The sequence below is a fragment of the Microbacterium gorillae genome, assembly GCF_050990725.1.
In the GTDB taxonomy this organism is placed as follows: Bacteria; Actinomycetota; Actinomycetes; order Actinomycetales; family Microbacteriaceae; genus Microbacterium; species Microbacterium gorillae_A.
Map to the genome: position 1 here is coordinate 531,911 of NZ_CP158844.1, position 12,435 is coordinate 544,345.

At 68.9% G+C, this 12,435-nt stretch carries 15 protein-coding genes; 10 read left to right on the top strand and 5 right to left on the bottom strand.

Going from position 1 to position 12,435, the window contains the following annotated elements; genetic code table 11:
- Positions 1–29 precede the first annotated feature (29 nt).
- The 6 genes from ABTV68_RS02410 (at position 30) to ABTV68_RS02435 (ending at position 3,388) form a co-directional block, all read left to right on the top strand.
- Positions 30–536, top strand: a complete 507-nt coding sequence (locus ABTV68_RS02410) for a GNAT family N-acetyltransferase (RefSeq protein ID WP_433676024.1) — start codon at positions 30–32, stop codon at positions 534–536.
- Between the two features lie 72 nt (positions 537–608).
- Positions 609–842, top strand: coding sequence for a type II toxin-antitoxin system VapC family toxin (locus ABTV68_RS02415; RefSeq protein ID WP_433676025.1), 234 nt, complete (start codon positions 609–611; stop codon positions 840–842).
- Complete coding sequence (locus ABTV68_RS02420) at positions 818–2,200, top strand: protoporphyrinogen/coproporphyrinogen oxidase (protein ID WP_433676026.1); 1,383 nt, start codon at positions 818–820, stop codon at positions 2,198–2,200. Before ABTV68_RS02415 ends, ABTV68_RS02420 begins: the two co-directional genes overlap by 25 nt.
- Positions 2,201–2,321: 121 nt before the next feature.
- Positions 2,322–2,711, top strand: coding sequence for a hypothetical protein (locus tag ABTV68_RS02425; RefSeq protein ID WP_433676027.1), 390 nt, complete (start codon positions 2,322–2,324; stop codon positions 2,709–2,711).
- 1 nt (position 2,712) lies between these two features.
- A complete protein-coding gene (locus ABTV68_RS02430) occupies positions 2,713–3,123 on the top strand; it encodes a phage holin family protein (RefSeq protein WP_433676028.1) in 411 nt (136 codons plus the stop codon).
- A complete protein-coding gene (locus ABTV68_RS02435) occupies positions 3,113–3,388 on the top strand; it encodes a hypothetical protein (protein ID WP_433676029.1) in 276 nt (91 codons plus the stop codon). The genes ABTV68_RS02430 and ABTV68_RS02435 overlap by 11 nt, the downstream gene beginning before the upstream one ends.
- Before the next feature lie 12 nt (positions 3,389–3,400).
- Here the strand turns inward: ABTV68_RS02435 and ABTV68_RS02440 are convergent, their stop codons facing one another.
- Positions 3,401–4,408 carry an FUSC family protein gene (locus tag ABTV68_RS02440; RefSeq protein WP_433676030.1) on the bottom strand — a complete coding sequence of 336 codons (1,008 nt, stop codon included), beginning with the start codon at positions 4,406–4,408 and terminating at the stop codon, positions 3,401–3,403.
- A 255-nt stretch (positions 4,409–4,663) separates the two neighbouring features.
- Between ABTV68_RS02440 and ABTV68_RS02445 the strand changes: the two genes are divergently transcribed.
- Complete coding sequence (locus ABTV68_RS02445) at positions 4,664–5,461, top strand: uroporphyrinogen-III synthase (RefSeq protein WP_433676031.1); 798 nt, start codon at positions 4,664–4,666, stop codon at positions 5,459–5,461.
- Positions 5,458–6,438, top strand: a complete 981-nt coding sequence (cofD, locus tag ABTV68_RS02450) for a 2-phospho-L-lactate transferase (protein ID WP_433676032.1) — start codon at positions 5,458–5,460, stop codon at positions 6,436–6,438. Before ABTV68_RS02445 ends, cofD begins: the two co-directional genes overlap by 4 nt.
- A gap of 107 nt (positions 6,439–6,545) precedes the next feature.
- Here cofD and ABTV68_RS02455 read toward each other — a convergent pair whose 3' ends face one another.
- Both ABTV68_RS02455 and fgd read right to left on the bottom strand, forming a co-directional pair.
- Positions 6,546–7,199 carry a 2-phospho-L-lactate guanylyltransferase gene (locus tag ABTV68_RS02455; protein WP_433676033.1) on the bottom strand — a complete coding sequence of 218 codons (654 nt, stop codon included), beginning with the start codon at positions 7,197–7,199 and terminating at the stop codon, positions 6,546–6,548.
- Positions 7,196–8,218 carry a glucose-6-phosphate dehydrogenase (coenzyme-F420) gene (fgd, locus tag ABTV68_RS02460; protein ID WP_433676034.1) on the bottom strand — a complete coding sequence of 341 codons (1,023 nt, stop codon included), beginning with the start codon at positions 8,216–8,218 and terminating at the stop codon, positions 7,196–7,198. The genes ABTV68_RS02455 and fgd overlap by 4 nt, the downstream gene beginning before the upstream one ends.
- A 125-nt stretch (positions 8,219–8,343) precedes the next feature.
- Here fgd and ABTV68_RS02465 point away from each other — a divergent pair, with 125 nt between their 5' ends.
- Positions 8,344–8,799 carry a hypothetical protein gene (locus ABTV68_RS02465; RefSeq protein WP_433676035.1) on the top strand — a complete coding sequence of 152 codons (456 nt, stop codon included), beginning with the start codon at positions 8,344–8,346 and terminating at the stop codon, positions 8,797–8,799.
- On the opposite strand, the gene ABTV68_RS02470 is transcribed toward ABTV68_RS02465, so the two are convergent.
- Positions 8,789–9,820: an alpha/beta hydrolase family protein gene (locus tag ABTV68_RS02470; RefSeq protein WP_433676036.1), complete on the bottom strand. Its 1,032-nt coding sequence runs from the start codon at positions 9,818–9,820 to the stop codon at positions 8,789–8,791. The two genes, ABTV68_RS02465 and ABTV68_RS02470, sit on opposite strands and share 11 nt — an antisense overlap.
- Positions 9,817–11,232 (bottom strand): M28 family peptidase, encoded by a 1,416-nt coding sequence (locus tag ABTV68_RS02475; RefSeq protein WP_433676037.1) that lies wholly within the window; start codon positions 11,230–11,232, stop codon positions 9,817–9,819. Before ABTV68_RS02475 ends, ABTV68_RS02470 begins: the two co-directional genes overlap by 4 nt.
- 88 nt (positions 11,233–11,320) lie before the next feature.
- Between ABTV68_RS02475 and ABTV68_RS02480 the strand changes: the two genes are divergently transcribed.
- The gene (locus tag ABTV68_RS02480) at positions 11,321–12,361 is read left to right on the top strand and encodes an AsnC family transcriptional regulator (protein WP_433676038.1); all 1,041 of its coding nucleotides are present in this window, start codon (positions 11,321–11,323) and stop codon (positions 12,359–12,361) included.
- Positions 12,362–12,435: the final 74 nt, after the last annotated feature.

A 12,435-nucleotide genomic window follows, 5' to 3' on the forward strand; every position in this document is an offset into this window, starting at 1 on the left:
AGTCGAAGCGCGTACTTCGGATGGGTAGTGTGGCCGACGTGACCGGTCATCGGGAGTTGCAGGCGACGGACGTCGATCGGGTGCTCGATGCCTTCACATCGGATGCCACCGAGATGAGCCGTCAGGGCAACGTGCGCGACATGGCCTCAGCCCGCACCTATGTGACCCGGATACTGGACAATCCCGACGTGCGCACTCTCGTCGCCGTCGACGATGACGATCGGCTGCTCGCTTTCGCTGCCGTTTCGGTCGATCGTGAACATGCAAACGGCTGGGCGTTCTATTGGGCGCACCCCGATGCCCGACGGCGAGGCATCACGTCCCAACTCGTGCGCGCACTGGCAGACCGCGAGCTCGGCGACGGTGGGCTCTACCGGCTCGAACTTGGTTATCGTGCGAACAATCCGGCTTCCGGACGTGTTGCTCGGGCGGCCGGTTTCGTGCAAGAAGGGCTCGAGCGTGAGAAGTTCGTTGTGAATGGCGAACGAGTCGACGTCATCACAGCGGCCCGCCTCAAGACCGATCCGGTCTGGTGAAGGCCCAGCCAGGGAGCTCTCGCACGCTGCGCCTTCCGCGAGTTCGATGCGCTCGGCGTCGAGCAGATGTCGATGGTGTCCCTGCTGCCCGAGGTGCACGCGCTGCGCCAAGACATCAGCGCGTACGACGCCATGTATGTCGTGCTCGCCCGCGCGGCACGGTGCTCGATGCTGACGCTCGATGCCCGGCTGGCGGCGTGCGCGTCGGACTGCGCGGTGCTGCCGCAGTCTCGCTGTTTGCCTGACTGCTCCGGCACAGGGGTGGATGGGAGGATGGAGGGGTGTCCGACGTCTCCGATCTTGTAGCAGCCGCCCAGCACACACCCGTCGTGGTGATCGGGGGTGGGATCGGGGGACTCGTCGCCGCGTATGAGTGCGCGAAGGTCGGCATGCCGGTGATTCTGCTTGAAGCGTCCGAACGCCTCGGCGGATCCGTCCACACCGTGGAGATCGGCGGAGTCCGAGCCGACGCGGGTGCGGTCTCCTTCGCCGCAGACGGGGCCGTCGACAAACTGCTCGCCGCCCTGGGGCTGGCGGAGCTGGGGCTCGACGACAAGCGAGTCGCGCAGCAGGCCACATCCCGCTCGACGACTTCCGCGCGGGGCTTCGTCTCTCTTCCCGACGGCGTGCTGGGTATCCCTGCGAACCCGTTCCTCACCGACGTCGTACGCGTGGTCGGGTGGGGCGGTGCCTGGCGTGGATACCTCGACCGGCTGCGTCCGCCGCTCACGATCGGACATGAGAATCGCCTCGGGGCGCTCGTGCGCAAGCGCATGGGGGCCAAGATCGAGCAGCGTCTGGTGGCTCCCGTCACCCGCGGATCCCTGGGGCTCGCGCCCGACGAGGTGGATGCGTCGGTCGCCGCTCCCGAACTGAACCCCGCCCTGACGCGACAGGGCTCCCTGTCCGGTGCCGTTGCCGAGCTGCTGGGAACGGCTTCCGCACAGCCTCGGCTCACCCTGGCGCAGGGGATGGACACCCTGGTCGCCGCGCTGGAGCGCCGCATCAGCGAACTCGGCGGACGCATCCTGATCGGAACCGCAGCCGAGGCCATCGTTCGCAGCGGCGACGGCTACCGCGTGACCGGCCGGACAGTCGCCGAAGCACAGGGCGATGAGGGCACACCCGAGACGGAAGAGTTCTCCGCCGCGGTCGTTGTCGTGGCCGCAGACGAGCATGCCGCGCGTCCGCTGCTCCGCGACCTCGTCACCCTGCCCGCCACATTCTCGCCGCAGGCCCGCCTGACCACCGTCACCGCGATCGTCGACACGGATCCGACCTGGGCTGCAGGCATCTACCCCCAGCTGGCCGATTCCGACATCGCCAGCATCGACGACCTCACCGCGCAGTGGGGGAGCGGCAGCGGAACGCGGATCATCCGCGCTCGCCTCGGGGGCGTCGTCTCCGCAGCGGACGCAACCGCACAGCTGGAGCGCGTGCTCGGAGCTCCCGTCCGCGATGCCGTCGTCGTGGACTTCGACGCAGCCCCGCACCGCGAGCAGCGCGGATTCGCCGCCGCGGCCGCGCGACTGCGTGACCCGAACCTGTGGCCCGCGGGACTCGGTGCCACCGGCGCCTGGCTATCCGGGACGGGGCTCGACGCAGTCGTGACGGACGCTCAGAACGTGACCGAAAGGCTGCGCCGCGGAGCGCTCTTCAGCTGACCGATGCCCGTGATCACGCCGGTTCGCTGCGCTGCGCTGGCTGACAGAGCGGTGGATGCCGGAATCGGAATATAGGGTTACGCTGGTCACGCACACCAGCAGACGCTGCGGGGGAGGACCCATGAAGGGCAAGATCGGACTGGTCGTCGGCATCGGCATCGGATACGTTCTCGGAACGCGCGCCGGGCGCGAGCGCTACGAGCAGATCAAGGAAGCCGCGGGCAAGGTCTGGAACCTGCCCCAGGTGCAGACACAGGTCGCCAAGGTCGAGGATCTGGCGAAGTCTGCGGCGCTCGCTCTGCCGCGGACGCTCTGGAACACCGGCGTCAAGGTGGCCAAGGCGGCTGCCGCCTCGGGCACCACGGGTGAGAAACTCGACCGGGCGACCGCCACCGCACGCGCGGAGGCGCCGACGGTGAAGCGAGCCGCCGCCGAGTCGATCGACGAGGTGGTCGAGGCCGCTGACGAGGTCGCGGAGAAGCTCAAGAAGCCCCGCACGAAGAAGGGCTGACATGACGACTCCACGCGGATTCCGCGACCGCGCCGATGACGGCCTCCTCACGCTGGTGGGCGAGGTTCCCGAGCTTGTTCGTAACCTCGTCATCGCCGAGTTCAACGCCGCCAAGGGGTGGGTGACGCGCACGGCGAAGCACGCCGGCATCGGCGTGGCCTGGTTCCTGGCAGCGCTGTTCTTCCTGTTCTGGTCGATCCCGGCGCTCGGCACGTTCTTCATCGCCGGCCTCGCCTCGTGGATGCCGGTTTGGCTGTCCGCCCTCATCGTGTTCGTCATCATGCTGCTCATCGCCGCGGTGCTCGCCGTGCTCGGAGTCTTCCGGATGAAGAAGATCGCCGCCGACGAGAACCCGGTTCAGGCTGCGCAGACCGACGTGAAGATCGTGAAGGATATCGCTGATGAGCTCTGATCGCTCCGCCTCCGTTCCCCGCACCGCCGTTCCGCTCGGGATCAACGACCCGGTGGAGGCCGCACGTGCCGAGCTCAAGGCCGCGCTGAGCGCGATCGAAGAGAAGGTCAATGTGCCGAAGCAGGCGCAGAAGGCCACCGTCAAGGCTCAGCTGTTCGCACGTCGCGAGCCGCTCAAGGCCGCACTCGTCGCCGTCGGCGTCGCCGTCGCGGTCGGCGGCATCGTGTGGTCCGTGGTGCGATCGTTCACCGATCCCCGCGACTGATCCGGACGGTGGTCAGCGCCGGCTGAACGTCCCCGGCCGGGTCAGATATCCGACGCCGACGCCGACGGCGACACCCACGATCGTCTCGATGCCACGATCGAGGATCAGTCCCGTCGTCGAGGTCGGCGACGCCAGGTGCACCATGAGCAGCGCCAGTGGCGTGATGAACAGCAGCGCCAGCACGTAGTTGCGCCCCACGAGGAGTTCTACGGCGAACTGCAGCACGATGACGATGAGCAGCGCCACGAGTGTCGGCGGGTTCCACCACAGCAGGACCGCGGCGAGTGCCAGGCCGATGATCGTGCCGACGATGCGCTGAACCCCGCGCACGAGCTGAGGGACGAACTCACGCGCCGCCAGCGGGACGACCGCGGACACCATCGCCCAGTACGGATGCCCGATGCCGATCGCCGTGGCGATCGTTCCCGCGATCAGCACCCCGGCTGCGGCGCGGATCACGTGGCGCAGTTCGATGGGGCGTGGCTCAGGGCGCGCGCCCGCAAACGAACGGCCGCGCCGGACGGCGCCCGTCGCTCCGAGGAGGATCGAGAACGCGGCGACGGACACGCTCACCACGATGGCCGGGACGAGCGCCGACGGCGACGACGGAATCGACGCGCAGGCCGTGAAGGCGAAGGTCGGGAATAACGCGCCCGGCGGATGCCAGCGCTGACGATCACTGAGCGCCGCGGAACCCGCGGCGAGAGCGGCGGCGAGCGGAATCACGAGCCAGGAGCGAGCCGGTGACAATCCCACCAGCACTCCGCCGATCACGGCCGTCACCAGCACCGCACCCGCCATCGATTGCATGCGCAGCCGATCGGCGTAGTCCGACGAACGGCCATACAGCGAGGTGAAGGCGCCGAACGCTGCGTAGATCGACCACTCCACGTGATCGATGCTGAACAGAACGAGCAGTGGCACCGCGATCGACAGCCCGGCGCGCAGGGCGACGCGGTGTGCACCGGAGTGCGGACCGAACCCGAGCAGGCCCTGCAGGAGCGGATGCCGGTCGGTCATCCCTTCATTGTCTCTCATGCATCTGAATGCACCATGGAAACCCCGGATCACACGCGAATGCGGCTCCGAACCTGTGCCGGAACTGGGGACAGGGGAAACGAAACGCCGGATCGGGGGTATATTCAAGGGAAACAGGCAGTTGCAATGGTGCGGACACTGCCGGTGGCGTGCGCCCACGCGCATCTTTCGCCCGGGTCCGCCACTCTCCCTGAGATCGTCATCCTTCTGGCGGTCCACGCCCCTGAGAGAGTTGTCATGACTACAGCCAACGAACATCACGAGAAGCCGCTCACCGGCTGGCGCGTTCTCGTCCCCCGTGGTGGTCCCTGGGGCGACGGGGTCGCCGCCAGCCTGCGCGATCAGGGTGCCATTCCGGTGGTCGCCCCGCTGATCAACTTCGCCGCGACCACCGATGCGCCCGCCCTCGACGATGCCCTGCGACGACTGCAGGACGGCGAGTTCGACTGGCTCACGGTCACCAGCGCCACCACCGTCGACGTCCTCTATGCCCAGCGCACCGTCGTCCCCGCGAAGACGCGGATCGCGGCGGTCGGCGAGACCACGGCAGCGGCGCTGCAGGCAGCCGGGTACACGGTCGACCTCGTTCCGGCGGAAGACAACTCCTCAGCCGGCATGGCCGCCGACCTGATCGCACTGGAGACCGAGCCGAAGAAGTTCCTCACCCTGCGGAGCGAGCAGGCGAAGCCGGTCCTCACGGAAGCACTGCTGGCTGCCGGGCATGACGTTCACCAGGTGGTCGCGTACCGCACGGTGGGCGTGCCGGTGACCGAGCGCATCGCTCGCGACGTCGCGAACGGACGAATCAACGCCATCCTTGTCACGTCGGGTTCTGTCGCGGCTCAGGTGCGCGAGCAGTTCGCGGTGATCCCGGACGAGACGATCATCGCCGCGATCGGTCCGCGCACGGCGAAGGACGCCCGCAGCCTCGGCCTCAACGTGGACATCATCGCCGACCAGCAGACCGTCGACGCGCTCATCGCCGCGGTCTCCAAGTTCCCGCTGCCGCACGCCGCCGACGAGTTCGCCCGATGAGGCGCGTCGTGATCCTGGCCGGCGGTGTCGGCGGATCACGATTCACGCTGGGTGTGCGTGAAGCGCTTCGTCGTCGCGGCGAGGCGCACGAGATCACCGTCATCGCCAACACCGGTGACGACCTGTGGTTGAGCGGCGTGCGACTGCAGCCCGACATCGACTCGCTGCTGTACGCGCTCGCGGGCATGAACGACACCGAGCGCGGCTGGGGCAGAGCCGGCGACACGGAGCGCGCCAACGCGGAACTGCAGGCGTGGGGCGGCGGCTGGCCGTGGTTCACGCTAGGTGACCTGGACCTGGGAACGCATCTCGCCCGCACCGGGTGGCTCCGTGACGGCGCTTCCGTCTCTGAGGTAGTGAAGCGGCTCAACGGTCGCTGGGACCTCGGGGCGCGCATCCTGCCGATGACCGATACCGAGGTGGACACCATCGTCCATCTGCGGGATGGGTCGCACCTGCACTTCCAGGAGTGGTGGACGCGTCACCGTGCCACCCTCGCGCCGGCGCGGTTCGTGAATCCCGGCATCGAGCAGGCGACCCCGGCCGTCGGCGTGATGGAGGCGATCGCGAACGCGACCGACGTGTTCCTTGCGCCGTCCAACCCGGTGGTCTCGATCGGTCCGATCCTCGCGGTACCCGGGATTCGCGAGGCGCTCGCGCTCGCGCCGGCTCCGGTCGTGGGTGTCTCGCCCGTGATCGACGGTGCTGTGGTTCGGGGGATGGCGGATGTCTGCCTGCCTACGATCGGCGTGGAGACCTCGGCTGCTGCCATCGCGGAGCATTACGGCGCACGCGACCGCGGCGGGCTGCTGGACGCCTGGCTGATGGCCGAAGAGGACGCAGAGCTCGCGCTGGACGTGGCTGCGTGTGGCGTTGACGTGTCGGTGGTGCCGCTGTGGATGCGTGACGTCGATACGTCCGCGGCGCTCGGCGACGCTGCGCTGTCCGTCCGCGACGACGAGGGCGTCGAGGGCTGACACCCGTCGTACGTGTGACCCCTTCGTCTCACTTCGCGTTGCTGAGCGAGCGCCAGCGAGAGGAGACGCGGCCAGAAACCGCGGGAGCGGGGACGGGGACCCAGCGCTCAGGAACCGAGCGAGCGGGTACGGGGGCCGAGCGTGAGGTCGGGGGCATCGCGGGCGGCGGCGAGTTGCGCGGGTGTGTCGATGTCATGGCGCAGTGACGCGGCAGCCGCCAGCGGCGTGGCCCCCGCGGCGAGATGCCGGGCGTACGAGCAGCGACCGAAGGACGGATGCAGCGCCCGCGGGTGCTGAGCGGTAAGCATCACCGTGCCGAGGCCATCGCTGTCGGACACTGCGCCGAACGGCACGTCCGCGGCGAGATCGAGCACCGCATCCAGGTCATTCGGATTCAGGGTGGGAAGGTCGGCATGAATGACGGCGACGGGGCCGCCACTCACGCGCCCGAGTCCCAGACCGACCGCGTCGTTCAACGACTGCTCAATGGAGTCGTGACGGGCCGCAGCGGATACGGAGTCACCGTCCGCGATGACCTCTAGCTGCACGCCCGTGACCTCCCGCCGCGCCGCCTCTGCGAGCCCCACATCGGAGGTCACCAGGATGACCCGCTCGACGCTCGTCGCGGCGGTGATCCGCTCCAGGGTGTCCAGCGCGATCGCGCGTGCCAGGACAGCGTCGGCACCGAGGCGCGACTTGCCGTACGAGGTGTGCTTGACGGGGACGATCACCGCCCACCCGGTCCGCGGAGTGACGCTCACTGCTGTGCGGCGGCCTCGCGCGCACGCAGCCGGGGGAGCACCTCTTCGCCATAGAGACGCAGGAACGCCTCCTGATCGTCACCGGGATCGTGGAACACGAGGTGCCGGAATCCGAGGTCGCGATAGTGCTCGATGGCGGCGACGTGCTGGTCCACATCGTCTGACACGATGAATCGCGAGGCCGCGCGCTCGATCGGCAGCGCATCCGCCAACCGCTCCATCTCGACCGGGTCGTGCACGCTCATCTTCTCCTCGGCCGAGAGCGCCAGGTTCGCCCAGAACCGCGTCTTCTGCTGTGCCTCGGCGATCGTGGGCGCCAGCGAGACCTTCACCTCGATGAGGGTGTCGATGTCGTCGCGCGTGCGCCCCTCCTTGCCGAGCCCGTCGTCCAGAGCCGGCAGGAGCGTGTCGGTGTACAGCGCGTCATCCTTGCCGCTCGTGGTGATGAAGCCATCCGCGATGCGACCTGCGAGTCGCGTGGCCGCCGGCCCTGCCGCACCGATGTAGATCGGCACCTGCTGGTCGGGGCGATCGTAGATCGTGGCGTCGTGGGTGCTGTAGTAGATGCCGTCGAACGTGACGCGCTCCTCGCTCCAGAGGCGACGGATCAGCGTGATCGCCTCCTTGAGCCGCTGGAATCTCTCCGGGGAGTCGGGCCAGGTCTGACCCAGCGTCACCTCGTTCAGCGCCTCTCCGGTGCCCACACCGAGGATCATGCGGCCCGGGTTCATGACCCCGAGAGTGCCGAACGCCTGTGCGATGACTCCCGGGTGATAGCGCAGCGTGGGAGTGAGGACGGAGGTTCCCAGCAGCACGCGCTCGGTGCGCTCGCCGAGGGCAGCCAGTAGCGGAATCGCGGCCGGAGCATGACCGCCCTGGTGACGCCACGGCTGCAGGTGATCGCTCACGAACACGGAGTCGAAGCCCGCCTGCTCGGCGACACGACCGAAGTGGACCAGCTCGCGCGGGCCGAACTGCTCCGATGACGCCTTGTAGCCCAGTCGCAGCGGAACGCTCATTCTGGCTCCCTTCCTCTCCCGCCATCCTTTCACTCGGAGGGATCGACGGGGCCGTCCGGGGATCGTTAGGGCTTCGTAGCGATTTCTCCCTGCCGCGTGTCGGTGGACGCTGGCAGACTGAGGAGATGGTGACGCTGCTCTTGGACTCCGCGAATCTCGAGATCTCGTTGTCCGTCACCGAGCGCGCGGCCGCCTTCGCCCCCACCAGCACGATTCGGGTTGCGCGGACGGACATCACCCGCGTTCAGCTGACCGACGATCCGTGGACGTGGCTGCGCGGAGTGCGCAAGCCCGGCACGCAGATTCCGGGTGTGATCGCTGCGGGCACGTGGCACTCGGTCGCGGGCACCGACTTCGTGGTGGTGCGCGGTCGTCGAGAGGGAGTCGTCATCGAGCTGACCGAACACGCGCCGTATCAGCGACTGCTCCTCACGACCCGTCACGGACTCGCGCTGGTGAAGGCGCTCCGCCTGGACGCCTCCGAAGAGCTCGAAGAGGTGTCGGAGATGGTCGCGCACGCCGCCCCGAAAGCTCCGCGCAAGCGCACTCCGAAGAGCGCCACTCGGCCCGCTACGACCTGACGTCGAATCGCGCAGCGATCCAGTCGGCAGCGTGTGAGGGCGCATACCGGGCCCGCATGGTTCCGGAGTGGTGCGACGGCCACCAGCGCGCGGTGAGATCCATGCCGGAGCGTCGATAGACGCGTAGCAGCCTGGCCGTCGAGAGGGCGGGCGCGACCTCGTCGAATCGTGCCGCATCGATGCGCACCGGTGCTCGAAACCCGCGCAGGGTGGCGACATCATTGGCGCGGAACGACGCGTACAGTCGGCGGAACAGCTCACGGCGAGAGCGCCCGCCGATGCGCGCGGGTGCGATGGCGCCCCAGGATTCGGGTGCCGACAGCTCGGTCAGCGAGAGCCGATCCAGGTCACCCCAGCGTGACCGGGCGAGGTCGCTGATTCCGTCCGTCGCGATCAGTTCACGCAGCCGCTCGTCCGTGGTGCTCGCGCCGCGAAGCATGAGCGCGATGAGAGCCGACACCACGCCCGTCCCCGGCACCCAGCTCGGGAGCGCCATCGACAGGCGGATGCTGAGGTCCATGCGGGTCACCGGCGTGAACGCCGCTGTGCCCCGCAGACGCGAGCGAGAGTCGGGCTCGGCGGTGACCGAGGCGAAGAGTGCAGCGACCGCGCCCTCGGAGTGTCCGGCGGCGACCCAGTCATCCCCGAGCCGCTCGTCGATGTCCTGTCGGGCGCGCACCATGGCGCACAGCGACGCTCCGAGCGGCTGGCCGATCAGATACGGGTGCTCGCCCGCGCTGCCGATGCCCGGATAGTCGGGTCGGAGCACCGCGATCCCGCGGGCGAGCAACGCGTCGCAGAGCGCGTCACCCTGCGACATCCGCCGCCACTCCGGGTGCGTGGGCGATCCGATGCTCGGTGCTGATCGACGGGACGCGCCGGTGGTCATGTGGCCGAAGACCACCACGGGATAGCCGGTGCTGGGCGCGGTCGTGTGTGGCAGATGGGCAAGACCGGTCTCGGCGGTGCCATCGGAGTCGAAGACCACCGCGCGGGTGCTGCCGTGGACGGGCTCGCTCACCAGCGGCCTCGTGGCAGGAGACGACGGATTGCTGCGGGCATGGTGCCGAGCAGTGATCCGCGTCGGCGGTCGGCGTCGTCGATCACGTCGGCGAAGAATCGTGCGACCGGGGCGAGCTGGTCGACGTCGATGCGATCGATCGTGTCGACGTCGTCGTACAGGTAGAGCGGGCCGGAGATGAGACTCACCGTCGGGACGCCGGATACCAGCGTGAACGATGCGTCGGTGGGGATGCCGCCGGCGAAGAACTCCAGTGGTGCTGCCCCCATCAGCGTTGTCGAGTGCAGGGCGTTGCGGCGCACCGCGCGCGCGATGCGAGCGGTGAACGCGGGATTGACGTTGAGGAAGATGCCGCGCGGCTCGGTTTCGCCGGTGGAATGGAACCCGCCGTCCGGACCTTCGACCGCCCGAAGCCCGATGTGTTCGATCGTCGTGTTCAGCACGATGTTCCACGGCGAGCTGCGGGACAGGACGTAGCGGCGCGCGAACTCCTGATGCGCCTGATAGCCGGTGAAGTGGGTGTCGAAGGTGACGAACAGCAGCGTCTTGTCGCGGCGGGCGCCCTTTGCCGCCGCCCGACCGTAGTGCTCGGCGAGAGCGATGACCTCGGCGGTTCCCGACGCGTCCTCCACGGCACCAGCGCCCACGGAGTCGTGATGCGACTGGACCATGATCGTGTCGGCGCTCGTGCCCGGCAGCACGCCCATCACCGTGCGCGAGATGACCTGTTCTCGTGTGACGTCGAGCGTGAGTGTGGCGTTCTTCTGGAGAACCGCACGCAGCTGCTGACCGCCCGCTCGAGTGACCCAGACACCGGGGAGCGGAAACAACGTCCGGCGGTAGTACTCGTTGTGGTAACCGAGGGAGTCGGGGTAGTCCCGCAGCACACCGATCACGCCGACCGCGCCCGCAGCCGCGGCCTCGCGCATCGTGCGTGCGAGTGAGGTGACATAGGGATTCCGACTCCGCAGCACGTCGCGGCGCAGGACGCGCCGGCCCGGATCATGGATGAACAGCGTCAGCGGCAGGGTGTGCGCGAGCGTCATGTCGAAGGTGAGGTCGAACAGCACGATCGCCCCGCGCACATCATGCCTGCGCACGCGGTCGGCACCGATGTCGACGACGGGCGCGTCCACGTGATGCCTGACCTCCCCGGTCCAGGTGTGACTCGCAAGTGCCGAGTGCAGGATCGGCGAGCAGTCGATGCTCGTGTCGCCCACCGCGAGGCCGTGCTCCCGTGCGCGCCAGGCATACGACGCCACCTCGAGGGTCTGCGTCTCGAGTCCGGCATCCGCGAAGCGGCGTTCCACGTAGGCTGCCGCAGCCGTGCCGCCGGGCGTGCCCGTGGCACGCGGGGAGAGCGCGATCAGGTCCGCGATGGTCGTCATCATCTCGGGAGCGGTCAACGTCATCACCCCAGGCTAGAAATCCATCTGCTTTGGATCGCGGGATACATCAATTCCGTCAGGTTCTGAGGACCTTGAGTTTAGGATTCGTCACATGGAAGACGTTGACAGCGCCGCGCCTCGCTCCCTCGACGAGATCGACCTCGCCGTGTTGCACGCACTGCAGATCGACGCGCGGTCACCGTGGACCCGCATCGCCGCCGTCATCGGCGTCGATGCGGCAACGGTGGTCCGGCACTGGAGCGCCCTGCGTGCGGACGGGCGCGCCTGGTTGACCGCCTGGCCCACTCCGCAACGCTGGTCGTCCACCACCGATCTGGGCGTGGCGCTCCTCGACTCGCGCACGCCTGCCGACGCGCTCGCGGCCGTCGCCCAACAGCCCTGGGTGCTGAGCGTGGACGAGACGTCCGCGGGATACCTTGCGCTCCTCGCCACGTGCGCGGGGCTCGCGCGGCTGGGCGATCGGGCGCGGGAGCTCGCCGACGTCGGCGCGCCGGTGGTGCGGATGGACGTCGCCGCATCGATCGTGGCGGAGGATTCGACCTGGCGACTCGCGGTGCTGTCGGCCGCGCAACAGCGTGCCCTGCGCGCCGGGGGACCGACCGACGCGGCCGGGAAGGGAGCGGGGGCACCTCCCGTGGTCAAGCCGGTCGCCGCCACGAGGCAGGTCGCGGCGGCGACCGTGGCGGAGATCGCCGCCGCCCTGGACGAGGACCCTCGCATGCCCGCCGCGACGCTGGCACTTCGCCTGGGCGTCTCCGAGGCGACCGCTCGCCGCACCCTGGAACGCGTGACCGCGGCCGGGCTCCTCCGATTCGGCTGCGACCTTGCGATGCCCGCGGCAGGCTTTCGTCGCGGTGTCGTTCTGTGGGGTCGGAGCGACGATCCTGAGGGAGCCGCCGCCCGCGCCGCGCGATTGCCAGAGGTGCATCGGGCGGGGATCCTCGTGGGTGCGGCTCCGTTGTTCGTATGCCTGCGGGCGCGGTCCCTCACAGCCCTTCCCACCGTCGAACGGTCCTGGGGCGCGGACGTGGAGATCAGCGATCGCTGGACCGTGCTTCGCAGCATGAAGCGCAACGGACACGTGCTGGATGCCGACGGGCGTTCCGTCGCCCGTGTCGCGCCAGCGTGGTGATGTCCCCGGCATCGGGTGTACGCGTCGGGCGGGCGCCGGGTGTGTGCGGTGGGCCGGGTGGTCTCAGTTGTTGC

Bases quoted from the DNA above. Each gene is read 5' to 3' on its own strand.
- ABTV68_RS02480 (WP_433676038.1), top strand. From the start codon at position 11,321: ATGGAAGACGTTGACAGCGCCGCGCCTCGCTCCCTCGACGAGATCGAC.
- ABTV68_RS02445 (WP_433676031.1), top strand. From the start codon at position 4,664: ATGACTACAGCCAACGAACATCACGAGAAGCCGCTCACCGGCTGGCGC.
- fgd (WP_433676034.1), bottom strand. From the start codon at position 8,218: ATGAGCGTTCCGCTGCGACTGGGCTACAAGGCGTCATCGGAGCAGTTC.
- ABTV68_RS02465 (WP_433676035.1), top strand. From the start codon at position 8,344: ATGGTGACGCTGCTCTTGGACTCCGCGAATCTCGAGATCTCGTTGTCC.
- cofD (WP_433676032.1), top strand. From the start codon at position 5,458: ATGAGGCGCGTCGTGATCCTGGCCGGCGGTGTCGGCGGATCACGATTC.
- ABTV68_RS02475 (WP_433676037.1), bottom strand. From the start codon at position 11,232: ATGACGTTGACCGCTCCCGAGATGATGACGACCATCGCGGACCTGATC.
- ABTV68_RS02440 (WP_433676030.1), bottom strand. From the start codon at position 4,408: ATGACCGACCGGCATCCGCTCCTGCAGGGCCTGCTCGGGTTCGGTCCG.
- ABTV68_RS02435 (WP_433676029.1), top strand. From the start codon at position 3,113: ATGAGCTCTGATCGCTCCGCCTCCGTTCCCCGCACCGCCGTTCCGCTC.
- ABTV68_RS02425 (WP_433676027.1), top strand. From the start codon at position 2,322: ATGAAGGGCAAGATCGGACTGGTCGTCGGCATCGGCATCGGATACGTT.
- ABTV68_RS02430 (WP_433676028.1), top strand. From the start codon at position 2,713: ATGACGACTCCACGCGGATTCCGCGACCGCGCCGATGACGGCCTCCTC.
- ABTV68_RS02415 (WP_433676025.1), top strand. From the start codon at position 609: ATGGTGTCCCTGCTGCCCGAGGTGCACGCGCTGCGCCAAGACATCAGC.